Raw genomic sequence first — 21,244 nt, 5'->3', positions numbered from 1 at the left:
TAAATGTTAACAATTGAACTTACTGATATAGCCAAATCTGGAAATGCTTGTGGGGAAATTGTACCTCTACTTAGCGAATTAAATTTGGCAATACCCTCCAATGCCAATGCGTCAGCTGACAATGCTAATGCGTCCGTTGACAATGCTAATGCGTCCGTTGACAATGCCAATGCATCTCTTGACAATGCCAATGCATCTCTTGACAATGCCAATGCGTCCCCTGACAATGCCAATGCATCTCTTGACAATGCCAATGCGTCCCCTGACAATGCCAATGCGTTCGCTGACAATGCCAATGCGTCCCCTGACATTAAAAACCCTACCCTTTTACGCAAAACTTTGCTTAGACTTCCTTTTCCTCGTTCCCATGTTCTGCATGAGAATGCATTCATGTGGGCTGTTGACTCAATATCTGACTAGAGGCAGCAGCCCCTAATCAGCCATTCCCATACTCTGCATGGAAACGAGAGAATCTCAAATAATACTACTTAGACTTACCTTCTAATGGGAGAGTGACTGCACAAGTTGTACCAATTCTCACTTCAGTGGTGATGTTAATATCACCTTGGTGTAAGTCCACACACTTTTTCACCACTACCAATCCTAACCCTGTACCAGGAATGCTTCTGACATTCTTGCCACGATGAAACGGTTCAAATAGCTGCTTTTGATCTGCTAGCGGAATCCCAATACCCTGATCTTGAACTTGGAGAATCACCGTATCTGATTTAAACTCCAAACCCAAATGAACATTGCCCCCTTGAGGAGAATATTTAATCGCATTCAACAGCAAATTAGACAGAATGGAACGCAACAACCTTTCATCCACCCAGGCAGAAATAGCTTTTCCTCGACAAACAAAGCTAAGTATGTGCCTCTCATCTGTACTGAGGCGCATTTCTTCCACAAAATAACCGCAGAACCCTTCTAAATCTATGAGTTTAGGATTAAATTCTAGTTTTCCAGTTTCGGCTCGATTGATAGTTAAAATATCGTCTAGGATCTGAACCATATTCTTTACAGAGAGTTGAATTCGCTGCAAGTTCCTCAATCGCTTAGAAGAGTTATCCCATTCATCCTGACAGTTCTCTAGCAATTGGGCCGCTGCTAAAGCAGTACTTAAAGGAGTGCGAAACTCGTGAGATGCCATTGAGAAAAAGCGTGTTTTGAGGACGCTGAGTTCTCTTTCTCGCTCTAGTGCCATCCGAATTTCATCTAACCGCTTGCGTTCTGTAATGTCGCGGCAGTTAACCATAATTCTAGTGCCTGCTGTATTATCTAGAAATTTCTGGCTAATAGCTTCTAGCATCCGCCACGAACCATCTTTGTGCCGACAACGAAACTCGATTGGGGCAGTAACTTCGGAACTTTGGATAGCATCAATAAAGCTATGGTAAGTATTAGCAAAATCATCTTGGTGAATGTAATCTAATAAGTTTTTGCCAATTAGTTCTGCTGCCGGATAACCCAAAACCTTTTCAACGGAAGGACTTTCATAACGAATAGAACCATCTACATCGAGAATTTTGACGATATCTAGAGCATTTTCAATCAACGAGCGGAAGCGTTCTTCACTCTGGCGTAACGCCTGTTCAGCTTGCTTGCGCCCGGTAATGTCACGTTGTACTGATATCCAGTGAGTATACCAGCCGATTTGATCAGCTACGGGTACGATGCTGAATTCATTCCAGAATTCAGAGCCGTCTTTGCGGTAATTAATTACCTGAACAGTGACTGGTTCCCAACGAGAAAGCGCAGTCCAGACTTTATCCAGTTCTGCCCGACTTGTTTTCGCTCCTTGAAGGATACGAGGCGTTTTACCTAAAACTTCTTCCAGGCTGTAACCTGTGATTCGGGTAAATGCTTCATTAACATAAATAATATGCGGCCCAGGTTCGCCAATCGGTTTTGCTTCAGTGATAACTACAGCATCATTTGTATTTACAACTACAGATTGCAGCAACCGTACCTGTTCTTCCTGTTGCTTTTGGTGGGTGATATCAGCAATCACTGCTACCATGCCGTTAATACTATCGTCACTATCATGCAATGGAGCGGCGGAGAAAACTATATCGATCGCAGTGCCATCTTTTCTAGAACGGCGCAATTCTACTCTGGTATAAGTTGTTCCTTGTAATATACTTTGTTGGAGAATATTGTATTCCTCTAATTGGTCATCTAAAAAAATTGGGTTAGGATGATCAATTACCTCCGCCTCTGTCCAGCCAAACATCCGTTCAGCAGCAGGATTCCAGATTTTCACTTTACCTTCTAAATCAAGTGTGAAGATGGCCCGAGGAGAGGCAGTAATTAGAGCTTGCAGCGCGGCTTGCGTGCGCTGACGTTCAGCAATTTCGGCTCGCAGAGAAACATTGGCTTTAGCTAACTCTTGAGTCCGTTGTTGAACGCGGTGTTCTAATTCAGCATTGAGTTTTTGTAGCTGTTTGTAAAGTTCTGATTGTTAAATAGCGATCGCAACCTGGGTTGCAAGTTGCTTCATCAACTCAACTTCCCAAGATTCCCATAGGCGGGTGCGATCGCACTGATGGATATGTTGAGCGATCTGATTCAACCGAGGTTGTTTACCTGCTAAGTTGCCTTTGAGACTGCTACTAAAAGCACCTCGGACTAATTGGAATATATGGGTAAACTGCACTATGTTCTGACAGCCTTCAGTTTTGTAGCCTCGAATATAAGGCACAATATCTTCCCCGAACGTATCTTGGTACTCGTCGCTGTCGAGATAGGAATCAATTTCAGCCTCAAAGCCTTTTTCATCCAAAATAGTACTGTGCGATCGCATTTCTTCTAGGTCAATGGGAGCGCGACCGAGGAAATGCCTAAAGTTCAACTCAATTGCCCGATAACGAGGGCAATTGCTGAAAAACCGGGAACTATACAACTCTGACTTCGCTACCAAACGCACAAATTCGCGGACGCTAATTTCACCCCGCTTAAATTGCGACTCAGGAACAGTGAGCCGCTCACTTTCCATCACATAGGCATTTCCTAAAACCTGTCTGTATATAACCCTAATGATAGTTTCAAGTTCTTCTGCCGAATAACCAGGCACTTTTACAATTGAGTCAGTGTCTTCAAACAGGCTGACACCTAAACGTGAACTTGGTCCAAAAACCATTTTCTGAAAATCTCCTGGCTAAAGATAGAGTTCTTTTGGAACGTCTTAAGGAGGTTATTAGAAACCTACATAGAATAGAGAATTGCATACCAAAAGTAAGGAAATCGCTCAGGAAATGGTAAAGAAATCGGAAAGAAGCAGCAAAATATAGAAATTGTTACTTTTTGCAATATTTTCTCAATCAGAGTTCGCAGATTGTTTTAAACATAACTTGTATGGTTTAAAAAAAAATTATGCGAATTCTTTTAGTTGAAGATGATGTACGCCTTGCCCAAACTTTAGCAGAAGTCCTTACAGATCAGCGTTATATGGTTGATGTGGTGACAGATGGTGAGGCAGGATGGAATCAAGCCAAAATGCTGGATTATGATTTGCTGCTGCTGGATGTGATGTTACCAGAACTCGATGGAATTAGTTTATGTCATCGGTTGCGATCGCACAGCTACAGTATGCCTGTTCTCATGCTCACTGCCCGTGACACCGTTAGCGATAAAATCACCGGACTCGATGCGGGAGCAGATGATTATGTCGTTAAACCAGTGGATTTGCAAGAACTATTTGCACGAATTCGCGCCTTGCTTCGTCGGGGTAATGTTTCATCGCCGCCGATTTTGGAATGGGGCAATCTGCACCTCAATCCCAGCACTTATGAAGTGAACTATGGAGAAAATATGCTACATTTAACCCCAAAAGAATACGGGATATTAGAGTTATTACTGCGAAATGGTCGTCGTGTGCTTAGTCGCAGCGTGATTATTGAACATATTTGGTCGCTAGAGTCTCCTCCAGAAGAACATGCTGTGAAAGTTCATCTCAGAAGCCTGCGTCAAAAGCTCAAAGCAGCCGGAGCTTTTGAAGATTTTATTGAAACAGTTCACGGTATTGGCTACCGTCTCAAACAACTCGACTAATTATAGCGCTTCTCATTTCCATGAAATACAAACTAGGGATTCACATCTGTTTATTTTTGTCAACTTCAGGTAAAAACCAGTCTAGACAGAGCTTTGAGAGATTGCCTCGTTCCCAGTCTCTGACTTGTCTGGCTGGAAACCAGGTTTTAAAAGAGTTTTGGCTTAAGTTGACACCAATGACAAATGTACGCCCCTTTACACAATTCAAAACTGCTATATAAGACATTTCCTAAACTACTTAAGAATGCATCCCAGTTTTTATTTTGCAACAGAGAATAAGTGTCATTGCGTTCGCGTAGCGTCTCCTAGAGAGGAGGAACGACGTTCGCGTAGCGTGTCGCAGACAAGTAATCGCATGGACTTGTTCGTAGTGAGAGATTTTGCGATTGCTTCACTCCACTTCGTTGCGTTCGCAATGACGTTTAAAAAAGTGGGATGCTCCCACTACTTAAGGGTCGGATTTGAGATATTCCTGTAATTGTTGGGTACGCAGTTTTGTAATATTTTCTAGACAACCAAAATAAATGGTAGGGGCAATACTTCCTCCCTGATATCTGCTTCTCTCAAACTCACAGTTGGTATCTCTAAACTTGATCCATGCTACCTGTGCAGCAATCAATTTCTGTTTTCTAGAGCTTTCTAAGGTAGGTAGCAATTGTTGATAAACTCGATTCAGTTTTTTATCTGCATTCTGATAAGATAACCCCGTGCATTCATTAATTGCTGCTTGAGTTTGAGCATTATTGCAGTTGAGCTTTTGAACTAAGCGCATTGGTAAATCAGGCGTTGTGCCTGCTATTGTCATGGTGGGGGTATCTAAACTGCTGAGAGTTAGCATACTTGCCAAAACTAGTAATAATTGACGCATGGCAAAATTTTTATTGTTTAAGTGTAGACAAAAGATCCCAAAATACACATCAAAATTGGTATATTCCGACGCAGAATACTTCTGAACTTTTTACAAAAAGTAAACCAGCCGTCAGATGGAAGTCGAAATTTCCCAAGAATGCTAAAAAGGATTTGGTATTTTAGTGATCTAAGTTTAGCTTTTATATTTTATGAATCGTTCCGCCTGTCTTATTTTCAATCCAGTTGCGGGTCAGGGTGACCCAGATTTAGAACTAGCAGAAATTCGGGCAATATTAGAGCCAGACATTGACCTAGATATTTATCTCACAACTGAAGAAATCGACGCTGACGAACTGGCCTATGCAGCTGTAGCGAGGGGAGTAGATGCAATCATTGCTTCGGGAGGAGATGGCACCCTCTCAGCGGCGGCAGCGGCTTTAGTGAATACTGAGATTCCATTTGGGATCATTTCTCGAGGAACAGCAAACGCTTTTGCCACAGCTTTAGGAATTCCTGACACGATCGCAGCTGCGTGTCACACAATTTTGCAGGGAGGAATCCGCAGTGTAGACGTAGCCTATTGCAACGATCAACCAATGGTACTCCTAGCAGGTATTGGCTTTGAAGCTGAAACTGTAGAATTGGCAGACCGGGACGCCAAGAACCGCTTTGGGATGATGGCCTATGTCTTAGCAGGAATTCAGCAACTGAGAAACTTAAAAAACTTTGATGTTGAAATTGAAACTGAAGACAAGATCATTAAAACTAGTGCCTGTGCAGTAACAGTCGCAAATGCTGCACCTGCCACTTCAGTCTTAGCTCAGGGTCCAGCAGGTCTGATTTATGATGATGGGCTACTAGATTTAACGATTGTAGCTCCAGTTAATAAGGCAGGAGCGATCGCAGCTACATTTCATCTATTTCAAACGGCTTCTACAGGTAACGCCGTAGATCGGGATGATATTGGTTTTCTGCGAGCTAAACAATTTAAAATTACGACTAACCCACCACAAAAGGTTGTTCTAGATGGTGAACTAGTGGGCACAACACCAGTAGAAATTAAGTGTGTTCCAGCAGGCTTGAGAATTTTTGTGCCATTAGTAGAAGAAGTTGAGCCTACTGAAAAACTAGAGGGACTCCCCAATCTGACTATTGAGATGAAAGACACAGTAGGAGAATAAGGGCATGGGGCATGGGGCATAGGGCATGGGGCATGGGGCATGGGGCATGGAACAAGGGGAAAGACTTGCTACAACCTTGCTCCCCTGTCCCCTGCAATTGAAGATTCAGGAGTAGGTTGCATTGAAACTTGTATCTGATCCAGCGATCGCTAACAAAATTCGTCAAATGAATCAGCGGGTACGGTGGCAAGATCCGTTAATTGTGGAACGGAACATCGACCAAACTCGGCTGGTGTTGGAGGATGGTCAAACAGACAATCCTGAGTTTTCATTTTTAGTTGTAGGTGATAGTGGTTCCGGTCAGCACCGGGGACACAATCCCCAGCGACAGGTGGCTGAACTCATGCTGCCCCATCACAACGAATCCCGTTTTATGCTGCACATGGGGGACGTGATCTATTTAGTGGGGTCGAGTGAATACTACCAGCAGAACTTCATCCAGCCTTACCGAGAGTTTATCTTGGGCGGAGAGCATCCCAGACGGATTGCCTATGACCAGATGATTTTTAAGCTGCCCATTTTACCTGTACCAGGAAATCACGATTACTATAACTTGCCGATTTTATTGAGCCTGGCATCCCTAACAACATTACCCATTCGTCGCTTGTTGCGATCGCGGTTAGACCTAGATGTGGGCTTGCATGGCTCAGGAACCGGTGACGCTTACGCACGGGCATTTCTGGACTATCTTAAGGCGTTTCAGCTTCCAGGAGAGTTAAATCATCATTTAGATCAGTACTACACAGCCAAGACAGATACAGGTAGTTGTCTTTGCTATGAACCTGGGCACTTCACCCGCCTTCCCAATCGCTACTATACTTTTCGCTATGGTGGTATAGATTTCTTTGCCTTGGATTCTAATACATTTAACGATCCACCACCGCTACCTAAAACCAAACAAGGTGACGCCGATCGCAAAGTCTTAGAAAAACGTCGTGAAGATTTAGAGCAAGAAAAGCTGCAAATCGTTGAAACCTCAGCCAAGCTTCGTCCAGAAAACCCCACCGAAGCCGACCAATTAGACGACTTGCACGCCAAGCTGTCGCAAATTGAAGAAATTATTGTTGATATCGATAAGCAACTAGCTACTGATAAAATACTGCTGACTGATACTGAACAACTGGAGTGGCTCAAGCAAAGATTAATTCAATCTTGGAATAATTCTGAAGTTCGGGGAAGGGTGATTTATTTCCATCATCCTCCTTATGTAACTGAGGCGACAAAGTGGCAACAAGGACAAACTCTGATAATTCGCGATCGCCTCCGTGGTGTGCTGGATGCGGTAGCTAAAGAAATAGGTTCCCTAAATCAGGGGCGTCCTTTGGTCGATTTGGTATTAAACGGTCATGCGCACTGCTTGGAACACCTTGAAACAATGGATACAGGACACGCTGATTCTCATATCCACTGGATTATTTGTGGAGGTAGCGGGTTTAGTTTGCGACGCCAGCGGGTTGAGGGAGCAGATTTGATAGAGACTTTTGGGAATGAAAATAGATTAGTGGCGCGATCGCATCTGTTCATTGGTCGCAACGGTCAAGGTTTTCAGAAGCGACGACCTTACTCAGGTTTACGCATTGACGTTAAAGGTGATGGACAGCCTAAGTTTATTGTCCGTCCTTTAGTTGCCGAATGGTATCAGCGGCAATGGCATAATCGTGAACTTGAGCCGTTGATCATCTAGTAACATACTTCTGAAAATATTAACTCATAAAAGTAGAGACGCAATGATTGCGTCTCTACTTATCGCCTATTTAGCCTTATTACGTGTAATTACACACAGCAAAAAGGATAGTGTTAATTAAATTACTCCTGGACCTTTACCGCGTTTGTCACCCTTTTCGGTCAATTTGCCTTCCTCGTCATCTTGACTAACTTCTGCAAGTTCTTGAATACGTGCTGCCTTTTCTTCTGCTGCTTGTTGGCGTGCATCACCCGGTTCTTCGTAGTACATTTCCGGTTCAATTGCATAGTTGTTAGACAAACCTTCTTGGTCTACGGTATAGCCATCAGTGGTGCGTATACTTTCTGAATCAGTTTGATCATCGGTAGATGCATCTGCCTCCTTTTCTTCTGTGGGGAGTGTTTTGTACTCATCTCCTTCCCTTTCCATTCGAGCAGCTATTTCAGCGGGGATAATGCCGCGATCATATGTATTTACTTCGGCTCTATCAGATGAATCTATACCTTTGTTAACTTCTTGATTAGCCATAAATTTGTCCTCGTTAAAGAATGTATTAAATAACTTCAGTAACTAGATTAGGCTATTTTTCATCTTGGCTCTACTATCTTTAGAAGTGATTTTTAATTAAATATAATGTTATGTCCTCTATCTTTTGGTGTATTCAAAAGACTAATATTAAGTCCGGTTAAATACTTATAATTTCCGTTCATTGCGTAAAACAAGGGTTTTGGCTGAAAGTTGACACTAACACCAATGAACATTATTATGCCCAGACTGCGTTTTTCATCCAAAATAGAATAATTATAAAATTCCCGACTTTTTAGATAAGTCGGGAATCTGAATCTTTGAATTGCATATCTTTAATTAGCGAACGATATCGACTACTGGGCTGAGGCTAGTTTAATAGTTGGTAAATTTATTCGCCCACAAATTGGTTTTTCAGTAATTGAATTTCATCGGCTAATTCTTGCCGATTTGAAGCCTTCAGTAGATAACGGAAAATAAACCAACTGACGTAACCAATTCCAACTAACTCAAAGAGTGGTGATAGTAGTGGAATATTAGTGATTGCATTTAGTACTGCTAGTACTACCTTAGCTGTAACAATCGCCGTCAAAATTAAAGCAACGGTTATTAGAGGCTGCTTGTAATCCTTAAAAAAGCTACTTAAGTATTGGGGCAGTTGCTCCAAAAATTGAGAAACTTGTCTACTAATTTGCTGCCATTGAGATTCCGGTTCACGTGCTGGTGGTAGTTTTGGCAAGTTTGCAGTATCTGTACCTTCAAGTGCTAGCGTACCTTGTGATAAGGAAGCATTGATCGATTCACGTTGCTGTTGATCGGTTTCCATAGTTTTTATTTTCGGCGACTACAAGAGCTTGTATAACAGAATTGAACATCAAAAAATATAATTATTAAAGTTGTCAATTGTCTATTCTTAGTGGTTAGTAATAAATCTAACTGACCACTAAGACTGAGCAAGAGCATCTAAATTTATTTTTGCCTACCTACTCAGTTGGATTTGTTGTTAGCTACCTTATTTTTTTGGTGCAGCAACAGTTGCTTTAACAATTACCTTTTTGACACCTTTAATTTTTTTAGCCTCAGGTTCAATTTTGGCCAACTCCTTCTGATTGTTCACAGTTCCTCCAACAGTGACAGTTCCATCATCTGCGGCATCAACTGTTAGTTGACTTTTGGGTATGTTTGCCTCTAACTTAGAGCGAACTTCACTTTTTAGGTCACCTGAAGCTCTTTGTGTATCACCACCAGCAGCATTATTGCGCTGTTCGCGGGCGCGAATATCCTCATTTAGTTGTCTTCTGCGGACATCACTTTGTGCGTCTTGTTGAGCAGCTTGTGTTGTTTGTGCGCTCGGTGTTTGGGGAGTTTCATTAGGATTATTGGGTGCAGATTCACTTGTTTTAGAAGCGTTATCACAAGCAGCAACACCAAAAACTAAAAGACCACTAATTAACAAAGGAGTTAGCTTTTGCATATGTTGAATTCGGAATCGGAAAGTGAAATTTGTTGATATTTACGGCACAAGTGAGGAGCAAGTTTTTTTTAGTCAGGAGCAAAGTTTTCAACTTCTTACTCCTACAATTTTGTGAAATTAGTGTGAGTGACAACTACCTTAGCTTAAAGTGTTTCATCACGACGGTCAACAATAACTACAGCAGGAGCGTCTCTATCAGACCCTGTTGAGTAATTGGTGGGAATCGGATCAACAACTGGTGTGCCGTAATCGGTTGCTCGATCTAAAGCTGGGCGATGTGCGCCGAGATCAGTGCCATCATATATAGCAAATTCTTCAATACCTCGACGTCTAAGAATTGCTTCAGCTTGGCGGATTTCAGCTTCCGTACCATCGATAATTACTAAGTAGTCGCCTCTTTGGAAGCGATCGCCATAAACTCGCGCTCTGTCTTCAGGGATTCCCAAGCCAGCGAGTCCGCCAACAATACCCCCAGCTGCTGCACCGATCGCACCCCCAGCCGCTGTTGTCGCCAAAGCTGTGGCTACTGCCCCACCTGCTATCACAGGCCCGATTCCAGGAATCGCTAAAGTCCCAAGACCAACTAATAAGCCAGTCAAGCCCCCTAGAACACCGCCTGTAGCTGCTCCAGTTTTTACACCCTCGTCTGCTTTATTACCTGCACCGACGTTTCTATCTACATCTACACCAGCGATCCCTTGACCGTTTGTATCTTTGGCAATAATAGAAACTGTATTTAAAGGAAAACCCCCATCTCGTAATTCTGTAAGTGCTGCTTCTGCATCTCGACGATGAGAAAACACCCCAATTGCCCGTTTAGCAACACCACTATCAGCCCTAGTAGGAGTTGGAGTCCCATAATCAGTGGCAGTAGGGGTTGGAGTCACATAACCAGTGGTTGCATTTGTAGCATCTGGATTATCGTAAATGCCAAACTCTTCCACACCCTGCTGACCTAGAATTGCTTCCGCTCTAAGGATTTCTGCATCTGTACCATCTAGGATGACTAAATAGTGTCCTCGCTTTACGCGTTCGTCATAAACTTTGGCTCGTTCTTCGGGAATTCCTAAACCAATCAATCCACCAAGTAAACCACCAGCTACAGCACCAATACCAGCTCCAGTCAGGGTAGTAGCTAGGGTGGTTGCTGCGGCTCCAGCCAGCATGATTGGCCCAACTCCAGGAATTGCCAAAGTCCCAAGACCAACTAATAAGCCAGTCAATCCGCCCAAAGCAGTGCCTGTAACTGCCCCAACTTTAGCGCCTTCGTCAGATTTATCGCCAACGCGATCGCGCACATCAGCGCCAGCAATATCTTCTTTGTCTCCATCCTGCGTAATGACAGACACTCTGTCCATGTCAAAACCGGTGTTTTTCAATTCATGTAGGGCATGTTCAACATCTCGACGATTAGAAAATACACCAACACCACGTTTATGTACACCTACAACCATTATTTTTTCTCCTCATCAAAAATCAATTTAATTATTCACTATATTTATAGCTCGTAATCACCATTATTAATACATGTTTATGTTTATTTTTCGTCAATCGTTTGGAATAATTTTATCTCTGTCATTAGATATAGGTGCTTTTATCTAAAGTAAGTTAATAGAAATCTCAAAAAAATTATGTTTTCAAAAAATTTAGATATTAACTATTTTATTTTTCAAAGTTTTGTCTGAAATAGGAGTTTTAAAGTTAACAAAATTTCTGTAAAAAAACTATCTAATCTATAAGATGTAATTTTATTAGCGACACATAGTTATATATCGATTTTAACTTCAGGGAGAATCTGCTTAATTTAAATGTTTTGCCCTCACCCAATTTTGTAGAGAAAGTGAGGGTAAGTAGAGAACGCTTGCCAGGGTTGGCTTCTATCTTAGATTAACACTAATAAACATTATTTCCTACCGTCTGGCACTCTACCTCGCTCATTTAAAACCTGCCGTATCTGTGGATGCATTTTTATAAAAATTACTTTTATTAAGAAGATTTAATTTTAATTTTATTAGATTGTGACAGAATTTCTAATTTTACATACATTATTTTCTTTAGTTAAAAAGTAATAAAAATATTTATTTTTTGTAAAATACGACTTTTGGCAAACAAACTTATTACCTAAGAAAGTGTCAGCTTATATAATTGATAACTAAAATGCTCAGTAAGCCATTTTATAAATGGATATTTAATTGAGTGCAACTGAGGAAATCCTATGTTTCAAGGTCTTTTAACTATTTGGGGATGGAACTGGCTGCCTTTTGGATTAGCGCCGATAACTTTAGCTCAGGAAGTACTAACTCCAGAAGAAGCATCAGTTCTTTTTTCTGGCCCTAAATTCTTGGTAGCATTGCTGGCTGGGGTTTTAATGGCATTTGCCTTTCAATTGTTATTCACAAACTTTTCAGTCGCTGTCGGAATTTCATCTTGGGAAGTTGACTCAGATTCTGATGATGAAAGTTTGGGTAGTAAAATTCGTGAAGTTCAAGCCAAAGTTGGTGCTTGGGCGTTGATTACCGCTAGCTTTGCATTATTTATTGCTTGTTTTCTAGCGGTAAAACTTAGTTTAATCGAAAGTGCATTTCTTGGAGCAATTATCGGTGTAGTCATCTGGTCTACCTATTTCTCACTGGTAATTTGGTTGGGTTCATCGGCAGTAGGTTCTTTAATTGGTTCAATTGCTAGTACTGTAACTTCTGGTTTTCAGGCTCTGATGGGTACAGCAACTGCTGGTATCGGTGCTAATACTGCAAAAAAGGAGTTAATTTCTACCGCTGAAGATATTACAGCCGCAGTCCGGCGGGAATTAACTTCAGGTTTTGATCCTGAAGGTATTAAAAATACGCTCCAAAGTTCCTTAGGTTCTCTGCAATTACCAAAGCTGGATATCAAAGAAATTCGTAGTCAATTTGACCAGCTTATTAAAGATACAGATTTGCAATCTGTTGCTGATAGTGACCTATTGCAAAACATTAATCGCCAAACATTTGTTGATTTAATCAGCAATCGCACAGACTTCTCTCAAGAAGATATCAATCGGATTGCTGACGAATTTGAAGGTGGTTGGAAACAAGCTTTGAATCGCCAAAATCCCACAGAACAAGTAATTAATTTGCTCAATTCTGCTACGCCCGAAGAACTGAATTCAGAGCAATTAGGTGAACGGCTTCAACAACTGGTTACATTCGCAGGTGGTAATGGTAAACAAAGCAATGGTGTGATTAAGCAAGCCATTCGATATGGCTTGAGCGCCGCTGCACCAGCAGTGCTGGATCAGTTAAACCTTTCCAATGTAAACCTTTCCAATATAGATGTGAACAAAATTACAGCTCAGTTGCAAAAGCTGAAAGAGAAAGTTCAAGATGTCGATGTTAATCAAATTACAGAACAACTCCAAAAGCTTACACAACAAGCAACTGAACAAGTAACTGCAAAATTGCCTAGATCACCCGAAAACACGATTAAAGCAGATGTAGAAGACTACATATTGAATTCGTTTCCTTGGCATTTTAACCGAATTACCCTGGTAGATGAATTTAAAGAAGTCATCTATGACGTGAATGCAGATCCGACAACTGTAAGACGGGAGTTGGAAGAACTCAATCAAGAATATTTTACCAACTTGCTAAAGCAACGCGGTGATATTAGTGAAGCCAGAGTGAAAGAAATTGCCGAACAAATGGAAAGCGATCGCCTGGAAGTTTTAGAAACTGTAAAACAGGCCCAAGGGCGAGAAAAAGGGCAAGATTTCCGTGGCCGCATCGAAGATTATCTGCGTTCGACAGGGAAAGAAGAACTCAATCCTGAAGGAATTGAACGGGACTTTGCCAAGTTGGTGGAAGATCCAGAAGCTGGGTTTGAAGATTTAAGTAGCCGCTTCGGGGAATTTGACCGCGATACTTTTGTACAATTGCTCCAGCAGCGTCAAGATATCAGCGAAGAAGAAGCTAATAATATTGTTAGTCAAATCGAAAGCACCCGCGATAATATCTTGAATCGTGCTAAAGAAGTGCAAGAACAAGCAAAAGCAAAAGCTGATGAAGTGCGCCAAAGAGTTGAAGACTATCTGCGGAATACTAACAAAGACGAACTCAATCCCGAAGGTATTAAACGTGAGTTTAAAGTCTTGCTAGACGATCCGCAAGCCGGAATTAGCCTTTTGCGATCGCGCTTATCGCAATTTGACCGCGATACACTGGTACAATTGCTCAGTCAGCGTCAAGATTTGAGCGAAGAACAGGTAAACCAAACTCTCGATCAGCTCGAAGCAGTCCGAGACAGTATTTTGCAAGCACCGCAACAGGCGAAAGAACAGTACGAAAAAACTACAAAAGCGCTTGCAGAATATCTCCGCAATACCAACTTAGAAGAACTTGATCCAGAAGGTATCAAGAGCGATTTGGAAAAATTACTCAATGATCCCAAAGCCGGAGCCTTAGCATTTCGCGATCGCTTGTCTCAGGTTGATCGAGAAACCTTGGTTAAACTCGTGAGTCAGCGAGGAGACTTGAGCCAAGAGCAGGTTAATCAGATCATTGATCGCGCTCAAGATGCGATTGGTGATATAGTAAGAGCGCCACGACGTTTAGCAAAACGTACCACTCAAGTAGCTCAAGATTTTGAAGCCAATCTCGAAGAATACCTGCGTAATACCAACAAAGAAGAACTCAACCCAGAAGGAATCAAACGCGATTTGCAATTGCTGCTGTCTTCTCCCCGCGCTGGAATTGGGAATTTAAGCGATCGCGCCTCGAAATTTGACCGTTCGACAATTGTGGCGCTGTTATCTCAACGCGAAGATATCTCAGAAGAGGAAGCTAACCGAATTGTCGATCAAATTGAGTCTGTTCGGAGTTCGATTGTCGAACAATTCCAGCAGATTCAGCAAAAGGTGCAATCAGTGCTGGATGGGGTGTTTGGAAAAGTTCGCAACTATCTCAACTCGCTGGATCGTTCGGAACTTAACTATGAAGGGATTAAGCAAGATTTTGCGAAAGTGTTCGACGATCCGCAAGCCGGATTTGAAGCATTGCGCGATCGCCTCAGCGAATTTGATCGCGACACCTTAGTTGCTGTGATCAGTTCTCGTGAGGATATTTCTGAGGCAGATGCTAACCGGATCATCGACCAAATAGAAGCGGCGCGTGATGGCGTACTGCAACGAGCCGAACGCATCCAGAAAGAAACACAAAAACGCCTGAAAGCGATCCAAAAGCAAGCTAAAAAACAAGCCGAAGAAAGCAAAAAAACCGTTGCAAATGCTGCCTGGTGGATATTTGGAACAGCTATTGCTTCCCTTTGTGCCAGTGCGATTGGTGGTGCGATCGCAGTCACTGGGATAACTCTACCTGGGTAAAATATTTCCGTCATCAGGAATTTTGAGAAAATACAAAGTGGTATTCAATCTTTACAAATGAATGCCACTTTTTCTTATAAATAAAACAAATTACCCCTCAGAGTAAGTAGGTTGGTGCTATTAAAATGAACTATGTAAAGTTTTATAAAAATTCTGAAATCTGCTTGAATTCAGGTTACTTGCTCGTTTAAATACTTTTACATGGTTTAGTTTTTTCCCGCCAACTTACTCACTATCATCACCTTGTTATTCCGATAGAGATTAAAAAACTCTATCGAAATCAAGGGTTTATGATTTTACTCTCATCAGAGTAAAATATTATGGTTAATTATTCTTTCTTATAGATAGAAAAAAGTACGCTTCAGGGTTATATCATAGTCTTGTAGTATTCTGAATACAATAAAAACGTCCTAAAACGTATGCAATTCCGTACGAGAAAGTCTGTTTGTTCCCTAGCAGCCTAGTACTGGAAGCATAGAATACATAAGGCACAAGGATATAACATGATTCTTGGCATAATTTTGATGCTAACATCATCAATACATCCAGTGCTTCTCAAATTTTCTCAAGTCTTCAGACTTAACAGCAAAGACCTGTTCCAATCAAATCTAGTTCAGTTATATCTTCCCACTCGTTATTTGTCCATCTTGTTTTCTCGGCGTTGCTGAATAAAAGTGGAAAATTCAAAAATTTAATGTTTGAAACGGTTTCCTTTGCGCTTTTGAAGGAAACGAAATTCATACTCTTAATTAGCAACGTCGTTTTCTGATGGAGAAGTGGCGAGGTAATTTTTTTACCCTCTAAGTTTAGGAGAAGTTAATGGTAAGTTTACCTGTTGACGTAAATAGTCTTGTCAAGAATACTGTCGGTAGTCTCGTGAACGTCAATGGCAGCAATGTCGTGGTTTCTAATGGCGGCGGCAAGATCGTGAACGCTAGTGGTAGTAGTAACCAAACCATTTACGGCGGTAATGGTAATGATGTCTTTAACACTGGTAATGGCAACGATAAGCTTGTTGGCGGTAATGGCAACGATGTCCTTAACGCCGGCAATGGCAACAATAGCCTTGACGGTGGTAATGGCAACGATATCCTTAACGCCGGCTATGGCAAGGATACCCTCATTGGCGGTAATGGCAACGATGTCCTTATCGGTGGTGGTGGTAACGATTTCCTCAATGGCGGTTATGGCAACGACACACTCGCTGGTGGTACTGGGGCTGATATTCTCACTGGAGGAGCAGGTAACGATGTTTTCAAGTTCAGCTCAGTTTCAGATAGTCCTCCTAATGGACGGGATCTGATCACTGACTTTTATGGAAACGGTAAGTTTGCAGGTGACCAAATCGATCTACATAGCATCGACGCCAACTCCACTATAGCGGGCAACCAAGCCTTCACTTTCATTGGGGCTAGCGCATTCTCCGCACCTGGTCAGGTTCGTTATTCTGGAGGTATTCTTCAAGCTAACACTGATAAAAATCTGTCGGCTGACTTTGAGGTTCGGCTTGTAGGATCACCACAACTAGTGGCAAGCGACTTCATCCTTTAATTTAATAGACCTGCCTTCAAAATAAGGCAGGAGGCAGAATTCTGCCAATTCAACAGTCGCAGGGAGAGATAAGTTTAGCTTACCTCTCCCTTTTATAATGATTATTATGCAAATTGATTTCTATACTTAAGCGCATTCATAAAATGTACTCGGCTTAAACAAGTCAAGCATGGTGTTGCTGTAATCAAGCACAAATAATACCATTTCTTTGTGATCCTGCGCTAAATTTTTTTGAACCAGACCCTACGCATAGCTTGCTTCTGCGTAGGAGTATGCAGTTCATTCTTCATATATGGCACATTTTCATAGAGAATTTCTATAAATAGCACTTTAAATACCAATAGAGCATATTTTATCAACAAAGTGGCTTATATTAGCTGCACACTCAATATGAAGGTTGGTAATCTTTTTAACACTATTAATCAGCAACAAAAGCACATCTAAAAAATAGAGAATTACCAATGCTTGCTAAGACTCGATCGCACCGCGTATGCATGATAAAATTCGGTAATACAATCGCCATACAAGCGATAATGCTACGCAAGGAAAAAAGATATCGGAGAATTTAAAAAGCCAAATTGTAACGCAAGGGGTACAGCAATTGCATTGATCCATAAGGCTTTTAACTCATTGGCAATTACTTCGTTATACATAACTACAAAAATCATCGAACAAATCTCAATAGGTAAAACCAACCCTATCTAAACAAAGGTTTTAGACTTTGTTCTGGCGAGAGTAAAAAAGAGGGTTAATTATTCTTTCTTATAGATAGAAAAAAGTACGCTTGAGGGTTATATCATGGTCTTGTGATTCTAAATACAGTAAAAACGCCCTAAAACCTATGCAATTCTATTGCAATTCTGTAGGAGGAAATCTGCTTATTCCCTAGCAGCCCACTACTGAAACCAAAGAATACATAGGGCACAAGGATATAACATGATTCTTGGCAAAATTTTAATGTCAACATCATCAATATATCCAGTGCTTCTCAAGTCTTTAGACTTAATAGTAAAGACTTATTCCAATCAGGTCTGCTTCAGTTATCTCTTCCCACTCGTTATTTCTCCATCTTATGTTCTCGGCTTTGCTAAATGAAAGCATTAAATTCCAAAATTTAATGTTTGAAAGTATTTCCTTTGCGTCTTTAGGGGAAACTAAATTCATACTCTTAATTAGGAAAGCCTTTTTCTGATGGGTAAGTGACGAGGTAATTTTTTACCCTCTAAATTCAGGAGAAGTTCATTATGCCAATTATTAACGGCACTGATAGCGACGACATCATTAACGGCGGATTGGGCACCTATACCAACTATACGGTTAACGGCGGATTAGGCAACGATACGATTAACGTCGGCAATGGCAACAATCTCGTTGACGGTGGTGATGGCAACGATGTCATTACTGCTGGTATTAACAAGGGTAGCCTGATTGTTGGTAGTGGCAACGACACCATTTACGGCGGATTGGGCAACGATACGATTAACGCCGGCAATGGCAACAATCTCGTTGACGGTGGTGATGGCAACGATGTCATTACTTCGGGTATTGGCAACGACACCCTTATTGGCGGTACTGGCAACGATTTCCTTAGGGCTGGTCGTGGCGAGGATTTAGTTACTGGTGGTGATGGCAACGATACCCTGATTGGTGGTATAGACAACGACACCCTTATTGGCGGTGCTGGCGACGACATACTCGTTGGCGAGAAAGGGAAAGATATTCTCACTGGAGGAGCAGGTAACGATACTTTCTTCGTAAAGGTAATTTATGAGAGTCCTTCTGTTTTTTCAGGAGATGTTATCACTGACTTTGTTGGAAACGGTGACTTACCAGGTGACCAAATCAATCTATATACTATCGACGCCAACTCTACTATCCCGGGCAACCAAGCCTTCACTTTCATTGGGGCTGCCCCATTCTCCGCACCCGGTCAGGTTCGTTATTCAAATGGTGTTCTCCAAGCTACCACTAATGAGAATCTAACGACTAATATTGGGATTACGCTTCTAGGAGCACCACAACTAGTGGCAAGCGATATTATCCTTTAATTTCATAGAGCTGCCTTTAAAATAAGGCAGGATGTAAAATTCTGATAATTTAACAGTCGCGGGGAGAGGTAAGCTTAACTTGCCTCTCCCTTTTATAGTGATTATTATGCAAATTGATTTTTGTACTGAGGTGCATTGACAAAATGCACTCGGCTTAAATAAGTCAAGTATGGTATTTCTGTTTAAGCATAGGTTAATAGCACATTAAATACCAACAGAGCATATTTTAGTAATAAAGTCGCTTATATTGGTTGCACGCTCAATATTAAGGTATTAAGGCTGCCAATCTCCTTAATACTGTTCTATTAATTAGTAACAGAAGCACATCTGAGAAATAGAGAATTACCAATGCTTGCTAAGGTTTGATCGCGCCACTTATACATGAGAAAATCAGATAATACAATCGCAATACAAGCGATGATGCCAGGGAAGGAAAAAAGATGTCGGAGAATTTGAGAAGCTAAATTGTGACGCAAGGGGTGCAGCGATCGCACCGCTCAACAAGGCTTTTAACTTATTGGCAATTACTTAGTTATATATAACTAAAAAAACCATCAAATAAATCTCAATGAGCAAAACTAACCCTGTCTGAACATAGATTTCAGATTTTATTTTGACAAAAGTAAAAAGAGAGGGTTAATTATTATTTCTTATGAATATAAAAAAGTAGACTTGAAGACTATATCATAGTCTTGTGATTCATAAAAACAGTAAAAACGTCCTAAAATCTATGCAATTCCGTAGGAGGAAATCTGCTTATTTCCTAGCAGCCTAGTACTGTAACTATCGAATAGATAAAAAGATGACATCACTCTTGGCACAATTTTAATGCCAACATGATCAATACATCCAGTGCTTATCAAATCTTCTCAAGTCTTCAGGCTTAACAGTAAAAACCTGTTCTAATTAGGTCTAGTTCAGTTATATTTATGCCACGTGTTATTTCCCTATTCTGTTTTCTCAGACTTGATGAATAAAAGTGTGAAGTTAAAAAATTCAATGTTTGAAACTGTTTCCTTTGTATGAAACGAAATTCATACTCTTAATCAGCAAGGCTGTTTTCTAACGGGGAAGTGATAAAGTTGGTTTTTTTACCCCCTAAATTCAGGAGAAACTCACTAATGGCAATTATCAATGGTACCATTTTCAATGACAACAATACCGTCAATGGTTCTCCACTTATTTTACGCCCTGCACTAAATGGGGGTGCTGGCAGCGATATCCTAGATGGCAATGCCGGCGACGATATCCTAAATGGGCGTGGTAGCAGCGATATCCTAAATGGGGGTGCTGGCAACGATATCCTAAATGGGGGTGCTGGCAGCGATATCCTCAACGGCAATGCCGGTAACGATGTCCTGAATGGGGGTGCTGGCAGCGATAGCCTAAATGGAGGTGCTGGCAGCGATATCCTCACTGGTGGTGTTGGGACTGATTCTCTCACTGGAGGATTAGGTAACGATATTTTCGATTTCAACTCAGTTTCAGATAGTCGTACTGGTTTGTTACGGGATATTATCACTGACTTTGCTGGAAACGGTGTCTTTGCAGGTGATAAAATCGATCTATCTAACATTGATGCTAATTTTACTATAGAGGGCAACCAAGCCTTCACTTTCATTGGGGCTGCCCCATTCTCCGCACCCGGTCAGGTTCGTTATTCAAATGGTATTCTCCAAGCTAACACTGATGATAATCTGGCGCCTAATGTTGGGATTACGCTTCTAGGAGCACCACAACTAGTGGCAAGCGATATTATCCTTTAATTTCATAGAGCTGCCTTTAAAATAAGGCAGGATGTAAAATTCTGATAATTTAACAGTCGCGGGGAGAGGTAAGCTTAACTTGCCTCTCCCTTTTATAGTGATTATTATGCAAATTGATTTTTGTACTGAGGTGCATTGACAAAATGCACTCGGCTTAAATAAGTCAAGTATGGTATTTCTGTTTAAGCATAGGTTAATAGCACATTAAATACCAACAGAGCATATTTTAGTAATAAAGTCGCTTATATTGGTTGCACGCTCAATATTAAGGTATTAAGGCTGCCAATCTCCTTAATACTGTTCTATTAATTAGTAACAGAAGCACATCTGAGAAATAGAGAATTACCAATGCTTGCTAAGGTTTGATCGCGCCACTTATACATGAGAAAATCAGATAATACAATCGCAATACAAGCGATGATGCCAGGGAAGGAAAAAAGATGTCAGAGAATTTGAGAAGCCAAATTGTAACGCAAGGGGTGCAGCGATCGCCTAATCGAGCTATGCTGCGTGCAGTTGGTTTTAAAGATGAAGATTTCAACAAAGCGATTGTGGGCATTGCCAATGGCTACAGTACGATCACTCCCTGTAATATGGGGATAAATCAACTGGCACAAAGGGCAGAAGTTGGTACTAAAACCGCCGGGGCGATGCCGCAAGTGTTCGGCACGATTACCATTAGCGATGGGATTTCGATGGGAACTGAAGGGATGAAATATTCCCTAGTGTCGCGGGAAGTGATTGCTGATTCCATTGAAAC

Annotated in this window: 14 protein-coding genes and 2 pseudogenes; 9 read left to right on the top strand and 7 right to left on the bottom strand. The window is 41.4% G+C overall.

Annotated features, from left to right (window positions below; genetic code table 11):
* Nucleotides 1-3 precede the first annotated feature (3 nt).
* Entirely contained in the window at nucleotides 4-420 is a 417-nt protein-coding gene (locus V7K85_RS04430) for a hypothetical protein (protein ID WP_334811442.1), read from the top strand.
* A 64-nt stretch (nucleotides 421-484) separates the two neighbouring features.
* Here V7K85_RS04430 and V7K85_RS04425 read toward each other — a convergent pair.
* Nucleotides 485-2,548, bottom strand: a pseudogene (locus V7K85_RS04425) (PAS domain S-box protein); the annotation flags it as partial.
* Between the two features lie 150 nt (nucleotides 2,549-2,698).
* Nucleotides 2,699-3,139, bottom strand: a pseudogene (locus V7K85_RS04420) (phycobilisome rod-core linker polypeptide); the annotation flags it as partial.
* Nucleotides 3,140-3,372: 233 nt separating this feature from the next.
* Here V7K85_RS04420 and V7K85_RS04415 point away from each other — a divergent pair.
* A complete protein-coding gene (locus V7K85_RS04415; protein ID WP_334811440.1) occupies nucleotides 3,373-4,050 on the top strand; it encodes a response regulator transcription factor in 678 nt (225 codons plus the stop codon).
* A gap of 448 nt (nucleotides 4,051-4,498) precedes the next feature.
* Here V7K85_RS04415 and V7K85_RS04410 read toward each other — a convergent pair whose 3' ends face one another.
* A complete protein-coding gene (locus tag V7K85_RS04410; RefSeq protein ID WP_334811439.1) occupies nucleotides 4,499-4,918 on the bottom strand; it encodes a lysozyme inhibitor LprI family protein in 420 nt (139 codons plus the stop codon).
* Nucleotides 4,919-5,108: 190 nt separating this feature from the next.
* On the opposite strand from V7K85_RS04410, the gene V7K85_RS04405 reads away from it, so the two are divergent.
* Together V7K85_RS04405 and V7K85_RS04400 are read left to right on the top strand one after the other, a co-directional pair.
* Nucleotides 5,109-6,080, top strand: a complete 972-nt coding sequence (locus V7K85_RS04405) for a YegS/Rv2252/BmrU family lipid kinase (protein ID WP_334811438.1) — start codon at nucleotides 5,109-5,111, stop codon at nucleotides 6,078-6,080.
* 121 nt (nucleotides 6,081-6,201) lie between these two features.
* Nucleotides 6,202-7,764: a metallophosphoesterase family protein gene (locus V7K85_RS04400; protein ID WP_334811437.1), complete on the top strand. Its 1,563-nt coding sequence runs from the start codon at nucleotides 6,202-6,204 to the stop codon at nucleotides 7,762-7,764.
* 117 nt (nucleotides 7,765-7,881) lie between these two features.
* On the opposite strand, the gene V7K85_RS04395 is transcribed toward V7K85_RS04400, so the two are convergent.
* The 4 genes from V7K85_RS04395 to V7K85_RS04380 all read right to left on the bottom strand — a co-directional run bounded on the left by V7K85_RS04395 (nucleotide 7,882) and on the right by V7K85_RS04380 (nucleotide 11,217).
* Nucleotides 7,882-8,292, bottom strand: coding sequence for a hypothetical protein (locus V7K85_RS04395; protein ID WP_334811436.1), 411 nt, complete (start codon nucleotides 8,290-8,292; stop codon nucleotides 7,882-7,884).
* A gap of 388 nt (nucleotides 8,293-8,680) precedes the next feature.
* Nucleotides 8,681-9,115 carry a CAAD domain-containing protein gene (locus V7K85_RS04390; RefSeq protein ID WP_334811435.1) on the bottom strand — a complete coding sequence of 145 codons (435 nt, stop codon included), beginning with the start codon at nucleotides 9,113-9,115 and terminating at the stop codon, nucleotides 8,681-8,683.
* Nucleotides 9,116-9,301: 186 nt separating this feature from the next.
* Nucleotides 9,302-9,763 (bottom strand): BON domain-containing protein, encoded by a 462-nt coding sequence (locus tag V7K85_RS04385; RefSeq protein WP_334811434.1) that lies wholly within the window; start codon nucleotides 9,761-9,763, stop codon nucleotides 9,302-9,304.
* Between the two features lie 143 nt (nucleotides 9,764-9,906).
* Nucleotides 9,907-11,217: a histidine kinase gene (locus V7K85_RS04380; protein ID WP_334811433.1), complete on the bottom strand. Its 1,311-nt coding sequence runs from the start codon at nucleotides 11,215-11,217 to the stop codon at nucleotides 9,907-9,909.
* 761 nt (nucleotides 11,218-11,978) lie between these two features.
* Here V7K85_RS04380 and V7K85_RS04375 point away from each other — a divergent pair.
* The 5 genes from V7K85_RS04375 to V7K85_RS04355 all read left to right on the top strand — a co-directional run.
* Nucleotides 11,979-15,119 carry an MFS transporter gene (locus V7K85_RS04375; RefSeq protein WP_334811432.1) on the top strand — a complete coding sequence of 1,047 codons (3,141 nt, stop codon included), beginning with the start codon at nucleotides 11,979-11,981 and terminating at the stop codon, nucleotides 15,117-15,119.
* An 819-nt stretch (nucleotides 15,120-15,938) separates the two neighbouring features.
* A complete protein-coding gene (locus V7K85_RS04370) occupies nucleotides 15,939-16,670 on the top strand; it encodes a M10 family metallopeptidase C-terminal domain-containing protein (RefSeq protein ID WP_334811431.1) in 732 nt (243 codons plus the stop codon).
* Nucleotides 16,671-17,914: 1,244 nt separating this feature from the next.
* Nucleotides 17,915-18,718, top strand: coding sequence for a calcium-binding protein (locus tag V7K85_RS04365; protein WP_334811430.1), 804 nt, complete (start codon nucleotides 17,915-17,917; stop codon nucleotides 18,716-18,718).
* A gap of 1,121 nt (nucleotides 18,719-19,839) precedes the next feature.
* A complete protein-coding gene (locus V7K85_RS04360; RefSeq protein ID WP_334811429.1) occupies nucleotides 19,840-20,484 on the top strand; it encodes a calcium-binding protein in 645 nt (214 codons plus the stop codon).
* Between the two features lie 440 nt (nucleotides 20,485-20,924).
* On the top strand, nucleotides 20,925-21,244 hold a 320-nt coding region (locus V7K85_RS04355; RefSeq protein ID WP_334811428.1), incomplete at its 3' end, for a dihydroxy-acid dehydratase domain-containing protein.

Source organism: Nostoc sp. (genome assembly GCF_036917615.1).
Lineage (GTDB): Bacteria > Cyanobacteriota > Cyanobacteriia > Cyanobacteriales > Nostocaceae > Nostoc.
The sequence above is the reverse complement of the archived record's forward strand: the minus strand, read 5'-3'. Positions and strand labels throughout refer to the sequence as shown.